The sequence below is a fragment of the Sphaerisporangium sp. NPDC005288 genome (assembly GCF_040607475.1).
GTDB lineage: Bacteria > Actinomycetota > Actinomycetes > Streptosporangiales > Streptosporangiaceae > Sphaerisporangium > Sphaerisporangium rhizosphaerae.
Window position 1 is genome coordinate 68,893 of the sequence record NZ_JBEXGT010000043.1, and the last position, 17,460, is coordinate 86,352.

At 71.2% G+C, this 17,460-nt stretch carries 17 protein-coding genes; 11 read left to right on the forward strand and 6 right to left on the reverse strand.

All coding sequences use genetic code 11. The features are described 5' to 3' along the window. Positions 1-102 precede the first annotated feature (102 nt). From ABZU32_RS32165 to ABZU32_RS32175, 3 genes are read right to left on the reverse strand one after another with little or no spacing between them, the layout of a single operon-like run. On the reverse strand, positions 103-849 hold the full coding sequence (locus tag ABZU32_RS32165; protein WP_354847066.1) for an SDR family oxidoreductase: 747 nt from the start codon (positions 847-849) through the stop codon (positions 103-105). Continuing rightward, positions 846-2,159 carry an L-fuconate dehydratase gene (locus tag ABZU32_RS32170; protein ID WP_354847063.1) on the reverse strand — a complete coding sequence of 438 codons (1,314 nt, stop codon included), beginning with the start codon at positions 2,157-2,159 and terminating at the stop codon, positions 846-848. Before ABZU32_RS32170 ends, ABZU32_RS32165 begins: the two co-directional genes overlap by 4 nt. Continuing rightward, complete coding sequence (locus ABZU32_RS32175; RefSeq protein WP_354928056.1) at positions 2,156-3,034, reverse strand: fumarylacetoacetate hydrolase family protein; 879 nt, start codon at positions 3,032-3,034, stop codon at positions 2,156-2,158. The genes ABZU32_RS32170 and ABZU32_RS32175 overlap by 4 nt, the downstream gene beginning before the upstream one ends. A gap of 283 nt (positions 3,035-3,317) precedes the next feature. Between ABZU32_RS32175 and ABZU32_RS32180 the strand changes: the two genes are divergently transcribed. Then, a complete protein-coding gene (locus tag ABZU32_RS32180; protein ID WP_354928060.1) occupies positions 3,318-4,520 on the forward strand; it encodes a cytochrome P450 in 1,203 nt (400 codons plus the stop codon). Between the two features lie 340 nt (positions 4,521-4,860). Next, positions 4,861-6,327 carry a mannosyltransferase family protein gene (locus tag ABZU32_RS32185; RefSeq protein ID WP_354928063.1) on the forward strand — a complete coding sequence of 489 codons (1,467 nt, stop codon included), beginning with the start codon at positions 4,861-4,863 and terminating at the stop codon, positions 6,325-6,327. Positions 6,328-6,459: 132 nt separating this feature from the next. On the opposite strand, the gene ABZU32_RS32190 is transcribed toward ABZU32_RS32185, so the two are convergent. Continuing rightward, a complete protein-coding gene (locus ABZU32_RS32190) occupies positions 6,460-7,485 on the reverse strand; it encodes a GDP-mannose 4,6-dehydratase (RefSeq protein WP_354847053.1) in 1,026 nt (341 codons plus the stop codon). Positions 7,486-7,805: 320 nt separating this feature from the next. On the opposite strand from ABZU32_RS32190, the gene ABZU32_RS32195 reads away from it, so the two are divergent. The 5 genes from ABZU32_RS32195 to ABZU32_RS32215 all read left to right on the forward strand — a co-directional run bounded on the left by ABZU32_RS32195 (position 7,806) and on the right by ABZU32_RS32215 (position 12,261). Beyond that, positions 7,806-9,080, forward strand: a complete 1,275-nt coding sequence (locus ABZU32_RS32195; RefSeq protein ID WP_354928066.1) for a glycosyltransferase family 4 protein — start codon at positions 7,806-7,808, stop codon at positions 9,078-9,080. Beyond that, the gene (locus tag ABZU32_RS32200) at positions 9,081-9,794 is read left to right on the forward strand and encodes a methyltransferase domain-containing protein (RefSeq protein WP_354928069.1); all 714 of its coding nucleotides are present in this window, start codon (positions 9,081-9,083) and stop codon (positions 9,792-9,794) included. Beyond that, positions 9,791-10,882 carry a prenyltransferase gene (locus ABZU32_RS32205; RefSeq protein WP_354847045.1) on the forward strand — a complete coding sequence of 364 codons (1,092 nt, stop codon included), beginning with the start codon at positions 9,791-9,793 and terminating at the stop codon, positions 10,880-10,882. Before ABZU32_RS32200 ends, ABZU32_RS32205 begins: the two co-directional genes overlap by 4 nt. 357 nt (positions 10,883-11,239) lie before the next feature. Continuing rightward, a complete protein-coding gene (locus ABZU32_RS32210; RefSeq protein WP_354928072.1) occupies positions 11,240-11,611 on the forward strand; it encodes a metalloregulator ArsR/SmtB family transcription factor in 372 nt (123 codons plus the stop codon). Continuing rightward, positions 11,608-12,261: an SRPBCC family protein gene (locus ABZU32_RS32215; protein WP_354928075.1), complete on the forward strand. Its 654-nt coding sequence runs from the start codon at positions 11,608-11,610 to the stop codon at positions 12,259-12,261. Before ABZU32_RS32210 ends, ABZU32_RS32215 begins: the two co-directional genes overlap by 4 nt. Before the next feature lie 113 nt (positions 12,262-12,374). Here the strand turns inward: ABZU32_RS32215 and ABZU32_RS32220 are convergent, their stop codons facing one another. After that, positions 12,375-13,019, reverse strand: coding sequence for a class I SAM-dependent methyltransferase (locus tag ABZU32_RS32220; RefSeq protein WP_354847036.1), 645 nt, complete (start codon positions 13,017-13,019; stop codon positions 12,375-12,377). A gap of 332 nt (positions 13,020-13,351) precedes the next feature. Then, entirely contained in the window at positions 13,352-13,780 is a 429-nt protein-coding gene (locus ABZU32_RS32225; protein ID WP_354928078.1) for an MEKHLA domain-containing protein, read from the reverse strand. Between the two features lie 231 nt (positions 13,781-14,011). Between ABZU32_RS32225 and ABZU32_RS32230 the strand changes: the two genes are divergently transcribed. The 4 genes from ABZU32_RS32230 to ABZU32_RS32245 all read left to right on the forward strand — a co-directional run bounded on the left by ABZU32_RS32230 (position 14,012) and on the right by ABZU32_RS32245 (position 17,354). Then, entirely contained in the window at positions 14,012-15,448 is a 1,437-nt protein-coding gene (locus ABZU32_RS32230; RefSeq protein WP_354928081.1) for an ATP-binding protein, read from the forward strand. 86 nt (positions 15,449-15,534) lie between these two features. Then, positions 15,535-16,011, forward strand: a complete 477-nt coding sequence (locus ABZU32_RS32235; protein WP_354928084.1) for a pyridoxamine 5'-phosphate oxidase family protein — start codon at positions 15,535-15,537, stop codon at positions 16,009-16,011. A 39-nt stretch (positions 16,012-16,050) separates the two neighbouring features. Further along, the gene (locus ABZU32_RS32240; RefSeq protein WP_354847011.1) at positions 16,051-16,245 is read left to right on the forward strand and encodes a ferredoxin; all 195 of its coding nucleotides are present in this window, start codon (positions 16,051-16,053) and stop codon (positions 16,243-16,245) included. Positions 16,246-16,268: 23 nt separating this feature from the next. After that, positions 16,269-17,354, forward strand: a complete 1,086-nt coding sequence (locus tag ABZU32_RS32245; protein WP_354847009.1) for a Zn-dependent alcohol dehydrogenase — start codon at positions 16,269-16,271, stop codon at positions 17,352-17,354. Positions 17,355-17,460: the final 106 nt, after the last annotated feature.

Consider the following 17,460-nt stretch of genomic DNA (forward strand, 5'->3'; position numbering starts at 1 on the left):
GGACGTCGGGGCCGCCCCGGGGACGTAGGGGCGGCGCGGTGGGCCTCCGGGGAGGTGAGGAGCGTGAGGAGCGGCGGGCCTGGGGAGGTGGGGACCTGAAGGCTAGGTCTTGGGACGCAGCCGCAGGCCGTGCATGCCGCCGTCCACGTCGAGCACGGTGCCCGTCGTGCTCGACGCCAGCGGGCCGGCGAGGTAGGCGATGGCCGCGGCGACCTCCTGGGCGCTGACCAGCCGGCCCATCGGCTGACGGGCCTCCAGCGCGCGGCGTTCGGCCTGCGGGTCCGGCGCCACGGCGAGCAGCCGCTGCACCCAGGGGGTGTCGGCGGTGCCCGGGTTGACGCAGTTGACGCGAATGCCCTCGCCGATGTGGTCGGCGGCCATGGCCAGCGTCAGCGACAGGATCGCGCCCTTGGACGCGCTGTAGAGCGCGCGGTCGGGCAGTCCGGCCGTGGCCGCGATCGAACAGGTGTTGACGATGGCCGCGTGGGCGGACGCGCGCAGGTGCGGCAGCGCCGCCCTGGTGACCCGGACGATGCCGAGGAGGTTGACGTCGAGGACGCGGAACCACTCCTCGTCGGGGTTGGACTCGACCGTCCCGGCCGCGCCGATGCCGGCGTTGTTGACCAGGATGTCGATGCCGCCGAGCCGTCCGGCCGCCGCCGCGACGGCGGAGCGGACCGCGGCGTCGTCGGTGACGTCGGCCTTGACGCCGACGAACGGCTCGCCCGGCGGGTCGAGGTCCAGGCAGGCCACCCGGGCGCCGCGCTCGGCGAGCAGCTCGGCGGTCGCCAGGCCGATGCCCGAGCCGCCGCCGGTGACCAGCGCGGACAGCCCTTCCAGCTCGCTCATGCGGCCCCCTCCTCGACGTCGCCGCCGGCCCAGACGCGCCCGCCGGGGAAAGTGTGGGCGGAGATCGACTCCGGGCGCATGGCGGCGCTGAACCCGGGCGCGTCCGGCGCCTGGTAGCGGCCGTTCTTGACCACCACGGGGTCGACGAAGTGCTCGTGCAGGTGGTCGACGTACTCGATCACCCGGTCCTGCCGGCTGCCGCTGACCGCCACGTAGTCGAACATGGCCAGGTGCTGCACCAGCTCGCACAGGCCGACGCCGCCGGCGTGCGGGCAGACGGGCACGCCGAACTTGGCGGCGAGCAGCAGGATCGCGATGTTCTCGTTCACCCCGCCGACGCGGGCGGAGTCGAGTTGCACGATCGACATCGAACCGGCCTGGAGCATCTGCTTGAAGACCACGCGGTTCTGCACGTGCTCGCCGGTGGCCACCTTGATCGGCGCCAGGGCCCGGGCGACGGTGGCGTGGCCGAGCACGTCGTCGGGGCTGGTGGGCTCCTCGATCCAGTACGGGTCGTACTCCCTGAGCGCGTTCACCCAGGTGATGGCCGCGCCCACGTCCCAGCGCTGGTTGGCGTCGATCGCGATGCGGAAGCCGGGGCCGCAGACCTCGCGGGCGATGCGCATGCGGCGCAGGTCGTCGTCGAGGTCGGCGCCGACCTTGAGCTTGATCTGGGTGAAGCCGGCGGCGATCGCCTCGCGGCACAGGCGGCGCAGCTTGTCGTCGTCGTAGCCGAGCCACCCCGGGGAGGTGGTGTAGGCGGCGTAGCCGTTGGCCCGCAGGTCGGCGGCGCGCTCGGCGCGGCCCGGCTCGGCGCGGCGCAAAATCTCCAGTGCCTCGCCGGGGGTGAGCGCGTCGCTGAGGTAGCGGAAGTCGACCAGGTCGACGAGCTCCTCGGGGGACATCTCGCTCAGCAGTTGCCAGAGCGGCTTGCCCTCCAGCTTGGCCTTGAGGTCCCACAGCGCGTTGACGACCGCGGAGATCGCCATGTGCATGACGCCCTTCTCCGGGCCGAGCCAGCGAAGCTGGGAGTCGTGCACCATCTCCTTGTACAGGGCGCCGAGGTCGTCGGGGCGGCGGCCCACGACGAACGGCTCCAGGGCGGCGATGGCGGCGGTCTGCACGTCGTTGCCCCGGCCGATGGTGAAGGCGAAGCCGTGGCCGTCGACGCCGCCGTCGGTCCGCAGGACCACGTAGGCGGCGGAGTAGTCGGGGTCGGGGTTCATCGCGTCGGACCCGTCCAGCTCCTGGGAGGTGGGGAACCGGATGTCGTGGGTCTCCAGGGCGATGATCAGCGGTGCGCGGCTCATGCCTGACCCACCGTCTGGCGCTGGCGGCCCAGGCCGTCGATCTCCAGCTCGACCACGTCGCCCTTGACCAGGTACGGCTGGCCGGGCATGCCGAGGGCGACGCCGGCGGGCGTGCCGGTGTTGATCAGGTCGCCGGGCTCCAGGACCATGAACTGGCTGAGGTAGCGGACGATCTCGGCCACTCCGAAGATCATGTTCGCGGTGCTGCCGTCCTGCCGGGCCTCGCCGTTGACCCACAGCCGCAGGCCGAGGCTCTGCGGGTCGGGCACCTCGTCGGCGGTGACCAGCCAGGGGCCGAGCGGGTTGAACGTCTCGCACGACTTGCCCTTGTCCCACTGACCGCCGCGCTCGAGCTGGAACTCCCGCTCGGAGACGTCGTTGGAGACGGCGTAGCCGGCGACGCAGGCCAGCGCCTCCTCGTGGGTGCCGAGGTAGCGGGCGGTCCTGCCGATGACGACGCCCAGCTCGACCTCCCAGTCGGTCTTCACGCTGCCGCGCGGGATGAGGACCTGGTCCTCGGGCCCGACGACGGTGTTGGGGGCCTTCATGAAGATGATCGGCTCGCCGGGGATGGCCGCCCCGGTCTCCTCGGCGTGGTCGCGGTAGTTGAGGCCGACGCAGACGACCTTGCCCGGACGGGCGATCGGCGCCCCGACGCGGCCCTCCGTGGTCCCCGGCGCGGCCTCCTCGTCGAGCGGCGGCAGTTCGCCGGCCCGCAGGGCGATCGCCACACGTTCGATCCGGCCCGAGGCGAAGAAGTCCCCGTCGAAGTCGACGCCCTGCCCGAGGACGCCGCGCAGGTCACGCGGGCGGCCGGCGTCGTCCAGGACGGCGGGCCGTTCCTCTCCGGGCGGTCCGACTCGCAGCAGCTTCACGCGTCTCCCCCATATTCATCGGATGTGTTGGAAAAGAAGACTACGCGGAGATGCGCGCACGTCAAGAGGGTTGGCGAGGCTGTCCGCCTATTCATCCGATGGCTGTGCCGTCATCGCGACAGTGCTTTCACCATCTCGTAACCTGACCCCTGGACGTGGTGGTACGGCGGCCCGGCAGGGTATTCCCATCCTGGCGTGCCTTGACGGGCTCCGGCGGCCGTAATAGAACACGTTTCAGAAAACCTGCCGACCAAGCGCTTGATCAACTCCCCCGGGCGGTCATATGGACATCAACCTCGTCGACCAGGACCACTACGCGCGCTCCGGCGTCCCGCACGAGCAGCTCAGGTGGCTGCGCGCCAACGATCCGGTCTTCTGGCACGAGGGCGAGCAGGAGCCGGGCTGGCCGGGCTTCTGGGCCGTCACCAAGCACGAGGACGTCGTGCACATCTCCCGCCGTTCCGATGTGTTCTCCTCCAGCAGGAGCCTGGCCCTGTTCAACGAGATGGCCGAGGAGCAGCGCCAGCTCCAGCGGATGATGATGCTCAACCAGGACCCGCCGGAGCACACCCGCCGGCGCTCGCTGGTCAACCGCGGCTTCACCCCGCGCCAGATCGGCATCCTGGAGGACCACATCCGCGACATCTGCCACGGCCTGGTGGACGAGGCGACCGCCAAGGGCGAGGTGGACTTCGTCACCGACGTGGCGGCCCCGCTCCCCCTGTACGTGATCTGCGAGCTGCTCGGCGCGCCGGTCGAGGACCGCGACAAGCTGTTCCAGTGGTCCAACCGCATGATCGGCAGCCAGGACCCCGACTACGCCACCAGCCCCGAGGAGGGCCAGGCGGCGGCGATGGAGGTCTACTCCTACGCCAACCAGCTCGCCGCCCGGCGCCGCGAGGAGCCGCGCGACGACATCGTCACCAAGCTGCTCCAGCCGGGCGACGACGGCGAGTCGCTGAGCGAGGACGAGTTCGACCTGTTCGTCCTGCTGCTGGTCGTCGCGGGCAACGAGACCACCCGCAACGCGGCGTCGGGCGGCATGCTCGCCCTGTTCGAGCACCCCGAGCAGTGGGAGCGGCTGGTCCGCGACCCGTCCCTCGCCCGCACCGCGGCCGACGAGATCGTCCGCTGGGTCTCGCCGGTCAACCTGTTCCGCCGCACCGCCACCCGCGACACCACCCTGCACGGCAAGCAGGTCAAGGAGGGCGACAAGGTCGTGGTGTTCTACTCCTCGGCCAACCGCGACGAGGACGTCTTCGCCGCTCCGGGCGGCTTCGACATCGGCCGCGACCCGAACCCGCACATCGGCTTCGGCGGCGGCGGCGCCCACTTCTGCCTGGGCAACCACCTGGCCAAGCTGGAGCTGCGGGTGCTGTTCGAGGTGCTGGCGCAGCGCATGCCCGACCTGCGCCCGGCCGGCGAGGCCAAGCGCCTGCGGTCGTACTTCATCAACGGCATCAAGAGCCTTCCCGTCCAGATCTGACCGGCCGGGCCGGTTCTCCGCCTCCGAGTGGTACGCCCGCCTCCTCGGCACCCGCCGAGCGAGGCGGGCGTACCGCTTTCCATGCAGGCTGGACGTACGTGCACAGGTGACGTCCGCGGCCCCTCTCCCCTGCCCTCGGCACCGCTCTCACCGCCGCGGGGACGCCCGCGGACGCCCGGCACGGCCGTGAAAGTTTCGCGCCGCGCTCCCGGGGGGCGTGGTGGCCGCCGGAACGGCCGGGCGTCACCCCAGGTCGGATGGTTCGTTCTCTCTCCGCGCATGACGGATGACGCGTAATCGCTTGTCAGGAATTTGTCGGATATATCAGGGTGTCCTGGTGATGGAACGCACCCCACCACGCGAGCCGGTCCGGACCGCGTCCCTGCCCGCCGCCGCGTCCGGGCCCGAACCGGCCCCCGTGACCCCGCGGGACACCGGCACCGCGCCCGAGACGGTCGCCGAGCCCGTGCCCGAGAAGGCCCCCGCGCCTCCGCCCGAGGCCGCCCGCGAGCGCGTGCCCGAGACGGCCGGCGCCGACGGGTCCGTGACGCTCGCCCGAGACGAGGTCGAGACCGTCGCCGAGGACGAGGCGGGGGCCGGCGGACGCGCGAACGGCACGGCCGCCGGCGGACGCGCGGACGAGCACCAGCAGGAGGACGACACGGGAGACGGCGGGACGGCCGTCCAGAGGCGGTGGTGGCCGCCGCGATTCGTCACCGACGCGACCGAACGCAAGGCGCTGCTCATCTGGCTGTGCTCGCACGTCGGCTTCCTGATCTACGCCTACCTGGCCGCCCCGGGGCGCACCACCGACCCCTTCATCAACCGGCTCACCCGCTGGGACGCCGAGAACTTCATCGCCATCGCCGACTACGGCTACGACGGCCCGCCCGGCATGCAGGACAGCGCCAAGCTGCCCGCGTTCTTCCCCGGCATGGCGCTGCTGATCAGGCTGCTGAAGCCCATCGTGCACGACGGCCGCCTGGCCACGGTGCTGATCTCGCTGGTGGCCAGCGCGGTCGCCGCCGTGGCGCTGTCGCGGCTGGCCGAGCACATGCTCAAGGGCAGCGGCCCGTTCGCCGTGGGCGCCCTGTTCCTCAGCCCCTTCGCCGCCTTCCTGTTCACCGGCTACTCCGAGTCCCTGTTCCTGGCGCTGGCCTTCCCGGCGTGGCTGCTGGCCCGCAAGGGCCGCTGGGAGGACGCGGCCCTGTGCGCGGCGGCGGCCGCGGCGGTCCGCATCTCCGGGCTGTTCCTGGCCGTCGGCCTGGTGGTCATGTACCTGGTGGCCGCCAACGGCCGCAAGGCGCCCGAGAACCGGCGCGCGTGGCCCTGGCTGGCGCTGCCCGCCGTCCCGGTGGCCCTCTACACCCTGTACCACTGGACGCGCACCGGCGACCCGCTGGCCTACAACAGCGTCCAGGCGCAGTACTGGGGCCGGCACACCGTGTGGCCGTGGGAGGCGTTCCTCAACACCTGGAACATGTCCGACGACGTCCCCTCGCTGACCACCTCCTACTACGAGGAGATCGCCGCCGCGGCGGTGCTGCTGGCCCTGGCGGTCTGGCTGGCGGTGCGCCGCCGCTGGCCGGATCTGGCGTACATGGTGCCGCAGGTGCTGTCGTTTCTGACCCTGTCGTCGTTCTACCTGTCCATCGGGCGGGCGTCGCTCACCTGGTTCCCGCTGTGGCTGGCGCTCGGCTGGGCGGGCGTGAAGCGACCATGGCTCTTCTGGACGGTCATGGCGGTCATGCTGCCCGTCATGGCGATCAACGTCGGCAACTTCACCACGGGCGCGTGGATCGGCTGAACGCCCCGATCGGCTGATCGGCCGATCGGCCGATCGGCGCGGCCGGTGGCGCCGATCGGCCCAGGACGGGCCGGCCCGGGATCGGCCGCGCCGGTCGGCTCAGGGCCAGGAGGAGTCCTGCTCGGGGTCGGCTCAGGGCCAGGAGGAGTCCTGCTCGGGGTCGGCGCCCTGCGACAGCAGCCGGACGTCGGACTCGACCATCATCGTGACCAGCTCCTCGAAGGTCACCGCGGGCTCCCAGCCGAGCTGGACGCGGGCCTTCTTGGGGTCGGCGCACAGCAGGTCCACCTCGGCGGGCCGGTGCAGCGTCCGGTCGGCGACCACGTAGCGCTCCCAGTCGAGCTGCGCCGCCTCGAACGCCGCGACGACCAGTTCGCGCACCGAGTGCGTGCGGCCGGTGCCGATGACGTAGTCCTCCGGGGTGCCGGCCCGCAGCATCAGCCGCATGGCCTGGACGTAGTCCCCGGCGAACCCCCAGTCGCGGCGGGCCTCGAGGTTGCCCAGCCGCAGCTCCGAGGCCAGGCCGAGCTTGATCCGCGCGACGCCCAGCGTCACCTTGCGCGTGACGAACTCGGCGCCGCGCCGCGGGGACTCGTGGTTGAACAGGATGCCGGAGACGGCGAACATGCCGTAGGACTCGCGGTAGTTCTGGGTGAGGAAGTGCCCGTACGCCTTGGCCACGCCGTAGGGAGAGCGCGGGTGGAACGGCGTGCGCTCGTTCTGCGGGGTCTCGCGCACCTGGCCGAACATCTCCGACGAGGACGCCTGGTAGAACCGGATCTGGCCTGAACCGGAGGCGCGCGAGGAGGTGATGCCCGAGCAGACCCTGATCGCCTCCAGCATGCGCAGCACGCCCATGCCGGTCACCTCGGCCGTCAGTTCGGCCTGCTCCCAGGACATCGGCACGAACGAGATGGCGCCCAGGTTGTAGACCTCGTCGGGCTGGACGCGCTCCACCGCGCTGATCAGCGAACCCTGGTCGAGCAGGTCCCCCCGGACGAGCTGGACGTCCTGCAGCAGCCGGCGCACGCGCGAGACCCGCGGGTTGGCCTGGCCGCGCACCAGGCCCCAGACGTCGTAGCCCTGGTCGAGCAGATGCTCGGCGAGGTAGGAGCCGTCCTGCCCGGTGATGCCAGTGATCAGCGCACGCCTGGCCAACGGGTCCTCCTTGTTCTCCGGGCTCGGCGGCTTGCGCGGCCTCACCCGAACTGTGAGCTGTAAGACGCGAATGTACCGCCAAGGGGTGCGTCGAGCGCCATGGGCCGCCGAGGCGCTGCCCCTCCACCTCGGTAGAACAGGTTCTACCGAGTGACGTTCGGTAACTCTAACGTCCCAGCTCGTGAGGTGTGAGAGCCGATTGGGGCCTAATTCCACATTAGGTGCTGGTTCACACCTAGATGGTAGGCTTCGCGGCTAAGATCGGCTTTGTGGTGTGCCCGGGCGGCGACCGCCGAGCACCGCTCTCGAAAGGGGTGTCCGTGGAGGTTCCAGACGACCAGCGGGAGCGGGAACCGGGCAGGCTGCGGGTCGCCCTCCTGTCGTACCGGAGCAAGCCCACCTGCGGCGGCCAGGGCGTCTACCTGCGCCACCTCAGCCGCGAGCTGGTCGCGCTCGGACACTACGTCGAGGTCTTCTCCGGCCCGCCCTACCCGGAGCTGGATGAGGGCGTCGTGCTCACCAAGGTGCCTAGCCTCGACCTGTACCGCGACGAGGACCCCTTCCGCACCCCCGCCCTCGACGAGTACCGCGACTGGATCGACGTGCTCGAGGTCGCCACGATGTGGACCGCCGGCTTCCCCGAGCCGCTGACCTTCAGCCTGCGCGCGCTGCGCGAGCTGAAGAAGCGCCGCGGCGACTTCGACGTCGTCCAGGACAACCAGACGCTCGGCTACGGCGTGCTCGGCATCCAGAAGCTCTTCCCGGTCGTCGGCACCATCCACCACCCGATCAGCGTCGACCGGCGCATCGAACTGGAGGCCGCGCCGCTGCGCAAGCAGCTCTCCATGCGCCGCTGGTACGGCTTCGTGCGCATGCAGAGCATCGTCGCGCCCCGCCTGAAGCCGATCCTCACGGTCAGCGAGTCGAGCCTGGCCGACATCCACCGCGACTTCAACGTCCCGCAGAGCAGCATGCGGCTCATCCCGCTCGGCGTCGACACCCGGTACTTCCACCCGCGCCCGCACCTGCCCAGGCGCAAGGGATCGATCGTCGCCGTGGCCAGCGCCGACTCGCCCATGAAGGGCGTCGCCACCCTGCTGCGCGCGGTCGCCAAGCTCGCCACCGAACGTGACGTCAACCTGACGGTGGTCAGCAGGCCGACGCCCGGCGGGCCCACCGAGAAGCTCGTCCAGGAACTCGCGCTCGGCGACCGGGTGCGGTTCGTGCACGGCATCAGCGACGACGAGCTCGGCGAGCTGATCGCAACCTCCGAGATCTCGGTGGTGCCGTCCCTCTACGAGGGCTTCTCGCTGCCCGCCGTCGAGCACATGGCCTGCGCGACCCCGCTGGTCGCCAGCCGCACGGGCGCGCTGCCCGAGGTGGTCGGGGACGCCGCCGTCCAGGTCGCCCCCGGCGACCCCGAGGAGCTGGCCGCGGTGCTGCGCCGCCTGCACGACTCGCCGCAGGAGCGCGAGCGGGTCGGCCGGGCCGGATACGACCGGGTGATGGAGCGCTACACCTGGCACGTGGTCGCCAAGCGGACCGTCGAGGCCTATCACGAGGCCATCGAGGCCCGCAGGAAAGGGGAGCGGTAAGTGCTGACCGTCGACTTCGGCAAGCTTCCGGTCGGACCCGGGGTACGGGTGCTGGACCTCGGCTGCGGCGGCGGCCGCCACGCCTTCGAGGTGCTGCGCCGCGGCGCCGACGTGGTGGCCTTCGACCAGGACGCGGCCGAGCTGGAAGGCGTCGCGAACATGTTCGCCGCCATGGACAAGGCCGGCGAGGTGCCCGCCGAGGCCACCGCCGAGACGGTGACCGGCGACGCGCTCGCCATGCCCTTCCCGGACGCCTCCTTCGACCGGGTGATCGCGGCCGAGGTGCTGGAGCACATCCCCGACGACATGACGGCGATGCGCGAGATCCTGCGGGTGCTCAAGCCGGGCGGCCGGGCGGCGATCACCGTGCCGAGCTTCCTGCCCGAGCGCATCTGCTGGGCGCTGTCGGAGGACTACCACACCGCGCCCGGCGGCCACGTCCGCATCTACACGCTGGCCGAGCTCACCGCCAAGCTCAAGTCGACGGGCTTCGTGGTGGGCCCGCACCACCACGCCCACGGCCTGCACTCGCCGTACTGGTGGATCAAGTGCGCGGTCGGCGTGAACGACGACGACCACCCGCTGGCCAAGGCCTACCACGAGCTGCTCGTGTGGGACATCATGAAGCGCCCGCCGCTGACCCGGGTCGCCGAGTCCCTGCTCAACCCCCTGATCGGCAAGAGCGTGGTGGTCTACGTCCGGAAGCCGGCATGACCGAACCGGTCTCGACGGGCGCCGTCCCGGCGGTACCGGGCATCATCACCGCGGAACAGGTCCTCGCGACCGCGCGCAGCATCGCCGCCGTCCAGCAGCCCGACGGCGGCGTGCCGTGGCCCGAAGGGCACGTCGACGCCTGGAACCACGTCGAGTGCCTGATGGCCATGAGCGCCGCCGGGCTCACCGCCGAGGCCAGGAAGGGCTACGACTGGCTGGCGCGGCGCCAGCGCGACGACGGCTCATGGCCGATGAAGATGGTGCGCGGCGCGGCCGCCGAGGCGAACGGCGAGAGCAACCACGCCGCGTACCTCGCCGTGGGCGTGCGCCACGAGCTGCTGGTCACCGGGGACGAGCACTTCGCCCGCGCGATGTGGCCGGTCGTCAGGAAGGCGCTGGACTTCGTCGTCGGCCTGCAGACGGCCCGCGGGGAGATCGTCTGGGAGCGCTCGGCCGCCGGCGTCCCCGCGCAGTACGCCCTGCTGACCGGGTGCTCGTCGATCTACCAGGGACTGCGCTGCGGCGTGCTGCTCGGCGAGCACCTGGGCGACCCCCAGCCCGACTGGGAGCTGGCCGCCGACCGGCTCGGGCACGTGCTGGCCGCCCACCCCGAGGCGTTCGCCGACAAGAGCCGCTTCTCGATGGACTGGTACTACCCCGTGCTGGGCGGCGCGGTGCGCGGGACCGACGCGCTGGTGCGGCTGGAGGAGGAGTGGGACACCTTCGTCGTCCCCGGCCTCGGCATCCGGTGCGTGTCCGACCAGCCGTGGGTGACCGGAGCCGAGTCGTGCGAGCTGGCGCTCGCGCTGGACGCGGCCGGCGAACGGGAGCGGGCCCTCGCCGTCTACCGGGACATGCAGCACCTGCGGCACGACAACGGCTCCTACTGGACCGGCTGGCAGTTCGTGAACGGGGCATGGTTCCCGCACGAGCAGTCCGCCTACACCGCCGCCGCGGTCGTCCTGGCCGCCGACGCCCTCTCGGGCGCCACACCGGCGTCCTCCCTGTTCCGCGACGCGGGCCGCTTCGCCGTCCCGGTGATCGACCCCGACGCCTGCGGCTGCTCCCCCGCCTCCAGCCGCACCTGACCCGCCGGAGTTCGCCCACCAAGTCGGTGGCCTCGACAGGCGAGGTCGGACGGTGGTCCTTCCGCCTTCGACGCGGTGGAATCACATGAGAAGTGGCCGACGGATCCCCGGCACAGGACCCCGGTGCGGTGACCACCTACGCGCGCAGGGCGCGGCTCTCCACCCCGCCCGTGTGCCGGATGTGATCGGCGCCGGGTCGGCGGGTCGTGGTACGGCGATGCCGGCACCGGTCACGGCGCCCCGCCCGGTGAGCGTTTCGTGGGCAGCGTACCCAGATGGTTTCCCCTGGCTCGTCCGTCAGCGACGGGAAGCATAGAAGACTTGCCTTATATAAGGCGTGGCTGATACACATTACTCGTGCATGCGTTCGATGTGCTCGGCGACCCGGTGCGCCGCAGGATCCTGGAACTGCTGCTCGCCGACGGAGAGAAGACCTCCGGCGCGGTGAGCGCGGTCATCCAGGAAGAGTTCGGCATCTCGCAGCCGGCCGTCTCACAACACCTGCGGGTGCTGCGCGACGGCGGGTTCGCGACGGTGCGCCCCGAGGGCGCCCGCCGCCTCTATGCGGTCAACCTCGACCCGCTTCGCGACATCGACGCATGGCTCGAACGCTTCCGGCGCTACTGGACTCCGCATCTGGACGCGCTGGCGACAGAGCTGGCCCGCGGCAAGCGCGAACGCCGGCTCAGCGACCCAAGCGAGGCACCAAGGCAAGGGGATACCCAATGATCGACGTCAACCAGCAGATCAACGCCGTCCGGCGGCAGGTCGGCACCCGCGTGCTCGAAGCCGGCGAGGCCGTCACCGTCACCATCGGCCAGACCTACGACACCACCGTCGAAGACCTCTGGGAGGCCTGCACCGATCCCGAGCGCATCGCCCGGTGGTTCCTGCCCGTCTCCGGCGACCTGCGCCTGCACGGCCGCTACCAGTTCGAGGGCAACGCGGGCGGCGTCGTCGAACGCTGCGACCCGCCGAAGGGCTTCTCGGCCACCTGGGAGTTCGGCGGCAACGTGAGCTGGATCGAGGTCCGCCTGACCCCCGAGGGCGACGGCCGCGCCCGGTTCGAGCTGGAGCACATCGCCCTGCCCGAAGACCACTGGGAGCAGTTCGGCCCCGGCGCGGTCGGCATCGGCTGGGACATGGGCCTGGTGGGCCTGGCCCTGCACCTGTCCACCGGGCAGCCCGTGGACCTCGCGGCCGGAGCGGCCTGGGCGGCCTCCGAGGAGGGCAAGACCTTCACGGCGCTCAGCAGCGACCGCTGGGCCGACGCGGACATCGCCGCCGGCACCGACGAGGCCAAGGCCCGCGCCGCGGCCGCGCGCACCACGGCCGCCTACACCGGCGCCCCCGCTCCCGACGCCCCCGCCGAGTCCTGACCTCAGGCGTCGGTCACCGACGTCCTGAACTCAGCGCACGGGAGTCCGTCCGTGGCGCGGGAGGGCGCTGACGCCGCCACCTCGTCGCCTCTCCGTCCTGTTCGTCCTGATCGTCAGGCGGAGAAGCCGACGCGCTGGAGCACGCGCAGCGAGCCTTCGGCCGCGACCTCCTTGAAGTCGCCGGAGGCCAGCGCGCGCTCGAAGACGCGGAGCGGAGCCTGGCCGCCGTCGGCGGGGTCGGGGTAGATGTCGTGGAACACCAGGGCCCCACCTACCATGACGTGCGGCGCCCAGCCCTCGTAGTCGCTGGTCACCGGCCCCTCGGAGTGCCCTCCGTCGATGAACAGCATCGCCAGGCGGGTGTTCCAGTAACGGGCCACCGTCTCCGACCGTCCCACGACGGCGATGACCTCCTCCTCCAGCCCGGCCTTGGCGATGGCCGCCCGGAAGAAGGGCAGGGAGTCCATCTTCCCGAACCGCGGGTCCATCAGGGTGGGGTCGTGGTGGGCCCAGCCGGGCTGGATCTCCTCCGAGCCGCGGTGGTGGTCGACGGTGAAGACGACCGACCCGACCTGCCGGGCGGCGGCGCCGAGGTAGATGGCCGACTTGCCGCAGTAGGTGCCGATCTCGCAGATGGGACCGAGGGATCCGTACGTGTACGCGGTCTCGAAGAGGGCCTGGCCCTCGTTGGAGGGCATGAAGCCCTTCGCGCGCTCGGCCACGTGACGCAGGTCCGCCGGCATGGACACGTGAGTCATGATTTTTCCTCTTTGTGCGGCCAATGCGGATGCACCCTATCTATCAACACCGCAGCCGCCTGAAAGGTGCCCCCCTTCCTCACCCAAACCCCACCGAATAATGTTCCAGTGAACCTCCCTCGGGTGCGGGGTGGGGCGCATCCTGTGCCGGTCATGGCCGAGGCCGGCACCGCGATGATCACCACCGGAGGCGGGGGGGTCGCGGCGCGACGAGCGGGGCCCACACGCTCCGCTCGACGGGAATGCGACGCCGCCGGGCCCGCCGTAGCGGTCGTCAGGCGGGCGGCCCACTCGACGGGACGCGACGCCGCGCAGGTTCACCGGGGCGGGTGTCAGGCGTCTTGGCAGTGCTGGAAGGACGCCGCCTGGCCGACGAGGACTCCGTCTTCCACCAGGTTCCACATCGTCACGTTCTCGATCCAGAACCGGCGTCCTGACTTGGCGATGCGCCGCCCCCGGTAACCGGTCGCGAAGCCGTCACGGTGGACGGCGTCCAGGAGCCACTGGCGGTCCTCCCGCCGGTCGGGTTCCGCCGAGAGGCGGGAGGGCATGCCGACGAACTCCTCCCAGTCGTATTCGAAGCATCGCTGGGCGGCGAGGTTCGCATAGGTGAAGCGGGGGTCGTCCCCCGCGTCGTGTGCCAGCACCCCGAAGGGCGCGTCCTCGTACAACCAGCGCGCCGTGGTCTCGGGGCCTACCAGCGGGGTGCCGACCAAGCGCAGGTGACAGCTCGCCAGCAGGTCGAAGAAGTGGGAGTTCACCGGACAAACCGTTCTTTTGGTGCATTTCCGGTGCAAATGGTAGGGCATAGGGAAGCGTCCCCAGGCGGTGAGACCGCCGTCGGCGGCCGCCGGCTCAACCGCCGCCGGCTTGCCGGTGTGCTCTCAGGCTCGGGCGTATGGCCGAGGAGGCAGCCCCCATCGCACTCCCACCAGCCAGGGCGTCCTCAAGGTAGGGTGCATCTACGTAGATGGCGTCTACATAGGAGCAGCATGCCGAGGACGGCGTTCGTCGGGCGCGGGGCGGAGCTGGGAGCTCTGGGGAAGCGACTGGAGCGCGTACGGGCCACGGGCGCCGGGGCCGCGGTCGCGATCCGGGGGCGCCGCCAGGTCGGCAAATCACGGCTGGTGCAGGAGTTCTGCGATCGCGCGCAGGTGCCCTACTTCTTCTTCACCGCCACCAAGGGCATGTCTCCGGTCGAGTCCGTCGACGCCTTCTGCGCCGAACTGCGCGAGTCCCCGTTGCCCTCCCGGCCGGAGGCCGTGCCCCAGGCGGGCGCCGGCAACTGGCCCGACGCGTTCCGCATCCTTTCCACGACGCTTCCCGATCACCCGTCGGTCGTGGTGATCGACGAGGTGCCGTGGCTGGCCGAGCAGGACGAGTTGTTCGACGGCGCCCTACAGACGGCGTGGGACAGGCTGCTGAGCGACCGGCCGGTCCTGTTGCTGCTGCTCGGCAGCGATCTGCACATGATGGAGCGCTTCACCGCCTACGACCGTCCGTTCTTCGGCCGGGCGGACGCCATGGTCCTCGGGCCGCTGAACCCCGCCGAGACCGCCGACGCGCTCGGGCTGAGCGGCGGCGACGCCATCGATGCCTATCTCACCTCCGGTGGCCTGCCAGGCATCCTCCGTGCCTGGCCGCACGGCACCCCCGCCCTGGAGTTCATCCGGCAGGAGTGCGCCGATCCGGCCTCCCCGCTCTTCAACGTCCCCGAGGCGTCCTTGCTCGCCGAGTTCCCGACGCCTGATCAGGCCCGCCGGGTCCTGGAGGCGGTGGGCAGCGGGGAAAGGACACAGGCGAACATCGCGGCGACGGCCGGGGGACGCCAGGGCGCTCTGGCCTCCGGCTCCGTTTCCCCCCTCCTGCGCCGCCTGACCGAAGAGAAGCGGGTTCTGGCCGTTGAGGAGCCCTTGTCGACGCAGCCGGGCAAGCCCCCCCTCTACCGGGTGGCCGATCACAACCTGCGCCTGTATCTCGGAGTTCTGCGCGCCGCCGCGGAGAGGTCGCGACGTGGCCAGTTGGACGCCGCGGTCAAGCTCGTCGAACGCCGCTGGTCCTCACTGCGCGGTCGCGCGGTCGAGCCGGTGATCCGGGAGGCGCTGACGATGGCCGCCGCGGCCGAGCGCCTCCCCTGGGACGACGTGGAGGCGGTGGGGGGGTGGTGGAACCGGCGCTTCGACCCGGAGGTGGACCTCGTGGGCGCCGACCGGGCGCCGGTCGCACGTCATGTGCGCTTCGCCGGTTCGATCAAGTGGCTGGGCACGGCCTTCGACGCCCATGACCTGCACCGGCTTCGTGAGTCCGCCGCCCAGATCCCCGGCCACGACTCGGGCGGGCTCGTCGCGGTGTCCCTGTCGGGGGTCGTTTCCGGGCTGGGCCTGGACCTGGTGTGGGGGCCGGACGACGTCGTCGCGGCATGGAGGTAGGCACCGCTGAGGATGGCCGGCGGGCGATCCGAACAATGTTCCGTCGGGCTCTTGTCGGGTGCGGTGGAACGTGTTCTACTTCCTGGGTGAACCAGCGTGCTCGCATAGTGATGTCCGATGACGAGGTGGAGGCGTTCCTGCGGGAGTCGCGGAAGTTCCAGCTCGGGACGATCAACGCGGACGGGACGCCGCACATGGTGACGATGTTCTACGGGCTCACCGAGGACCGGCTGACGTTCTGGACCTACGGCAAGGCCCAGAAGACGCGCAACCTCGCCCGCGATCCCCGCGTGAGCTGCCTGGTCGAGGCCGGCGACGACTACGCCGAGCTGCGGGGCGTCCTGCTGTACGGCACGACGCGCCTGGTCACCGAGCCGGAGGCCGTCCTGGACATCGGCATGGACATCACCAAGCGCATGACAGGACTGACCGACGCCGACGTGACTGCGGAGCTTCGCGGGTACGTCGAGCACACCGGCCGCAAGCGCGTCGCCTACATCGTCGAGCCGACCCGGGTGGTTTCCTGGGACCATCGCAAGCTTTCGGCGCCCGCCACGGCCTAATCTCGGCTGTGAAGGGTCCGTATTGCGAGGAAGGCTCCGATGAAAATCAAGGTCGACTACGACGTCTGCGAGGCCAACGCGGTCTGCATGGGACTGGCCCCCGAGGTCTTCGAAGTGGACGACGACGACAATCTGCACGTTCTGCTCCCCGAGCCCCCGCCGGAGATGCTCGACCGCGTGCGCCACGCGGTCCGATCCTGTCCCAAGGCCGCGCTCTCCCTCGAGGACGAGTAGGCCGAACCTCAAGGAGGTCCCCCATGCGAGCCGCCCTGCTGCACGCCGTCGGTGACGACAAACTCGACATCCGCGACGACTTCACCCTCACCCCGGTGGGGCCGACGGACGTCCGGGTGAGGATCAAGGCCACCGGCGTCTGCCACTCGGACCTGTCGGTGCTGACCGGCGTGCTGCCGATGCCCCTGCCGGTGATCCCGGGACACGAGGGCGCGGGCGAGGTCGTGGAGGTCGGGGACCACGTCACCACCGTCCAGCCCGGCGACCACGTGATCATCAACTGGACGCCGGCCTGCGGCACCTGCCCCAACTGCCTGGTCGGCCAGCCGTACCTGTGCATGACCTACGTCATGGAGAGCTTCACGCTGGCGCGGTTCCGCTACGGCGGCGAGAGCTCCGCGTTCGGCATGGCCGGCTGTGGCACGTGGGCCGAGGAGATCGTCGTCCCCTGGCAGGGCGCGATCAAGGTCGACCCGGAGGTGCCGTACGAGGTGGCGGCGCTGATCGGCTGCGGCATCACCACGGGCGTCGGCGCGGCGATCAACACCGCGAAGGTCCGTCCCGGCTCCAGCGTGGCCGTGATCGGGTGCGGCGGCGTGGGCCTGTCGGTCATCCAGGGGGCCCGGGTGTCGGGCGCGACGACGATCCTGGCGGTGGACCCGCTCGAGTCCAAGCACGCCCTGGCCAAGAAGGTCGGCGCGACGCACGCCTGCACCCCCGACCAGCTCATGGGCGCCATCGGTGAGCTGACAGGGGGACGCGGGTTCGACTACGGCTTCGAGGTGGTCGGCAAGTCGGCGTCGATCATGTCGGCCTGGCAGGCCACCCGCCGGGGCGGGGACGTCATCGTGGTCGGGGCCGGCGCCATGGACGACACGGTGCCGCTGTCGGCGTTCAGCCTGCTGTTCGAGGGCAAGAACCTGCTCAGCTCGCTGTACGGGGGCAGCGACGTGCGCCACGACTTCCCGTTCTTCGCCGAGTTGTGGAAGGCCGGGAAGCTCGACCTGGAGAGCATGATCAGTTCGCGGATCAAGCTCGCCGACCTCAACGACGCCGTCGCCGCCCTGCGGTCCGGCGAGGTGCTCCGCCAGATCGTCGTCTTCGACTGATCCCCTCCCCCTCGGCGGGGGCGCCCGCCCGGGGCGCCGCCGACGGGGGGGCCCGGGGGGGGGGGCGGGGGAGGAGGAGGCGGCGGGGAAGGCGGCGGGTGGCGGG

What these genes read in the sequence shown, in the direction of transcription:
- ABZU32_RS32165 (WP_354847066.1), bottom strand. Translation starts at nt 849, where the DNA reads ATGAGCGAGCTGGAAGGGCTGTCCGCGCTGGTCACCGGCGGCGGCTCG.
- ABZU32_RS32170 (WP_354847063.1), bottom strand. Translation starts at nt 2,159, where the DNA reads ATGAGCCGCGCACCGCTGATCATCGCCCTGGAGACCCACGACATCCGG.
- ABZU32_RS32180 (WP_354928060.1), top strand. Translation starts at nt 3,318, where the DNA reads ATGGACATCAACCTCGTCGACCAGGACCACTACGCGCGCTCCGGCGTC.
- ABZU32_RS32185 (WP_354928063.1), top strand. Translation starts at nt 4,861, where the DNA reads ATGGAACGCACCCCACCACGCGAGCCGGTCCGGACCGCGTCCCTGCCC.
- ABZU32_RS32205 (WP_354847045.1), top strand. Translation starts at nt 9,791, where the DNA reads ATGACCGAACCGGTCTCGACGGGCGCCGTCCCGGCGGTACCGGGCATC.
- ABZU32_RS32215 (WP_354928075.1), top strand. Translation starts at nt 11,608, where the DNA reads ATGATCGACGTCAACCAGCAGATCAACGCCGTCCGGCGGCAGGTCGGC.
- ABZU32_RS32220 (WP_354847036.1), bottom strand. Translation starts at nt 13,019, where the DNA reads ATGACTCACGTGTCCATGCCGGCGGACCTGCGTCACGTGGCCGAGCGC.
- ABZU32_RS32230 (WP_354928081.1), top strand. Translation starts at nt 14,012, where the DNA reads ATGCCGAGGACGGCGTTCGTCGGGCGCGGGGCGGAGCTGGGAGCTCTG.
- ABZU32_RS32240 (WP_354847011.1), top strand. Translation starts at nt 16,051, where the DNA reads ATGAAAATCAAGGTCGACTACGACGTCTGCGAGGCCAACGCGGTCTGC.
- ABZU32_RS32245 (WP_354847009.1), top strand. Translation starts at nt 16,269, where the DNA reads ATGCGAGCCGCCCTGCTGCACGCCGTCGGTGACGACAAACTCGACATC.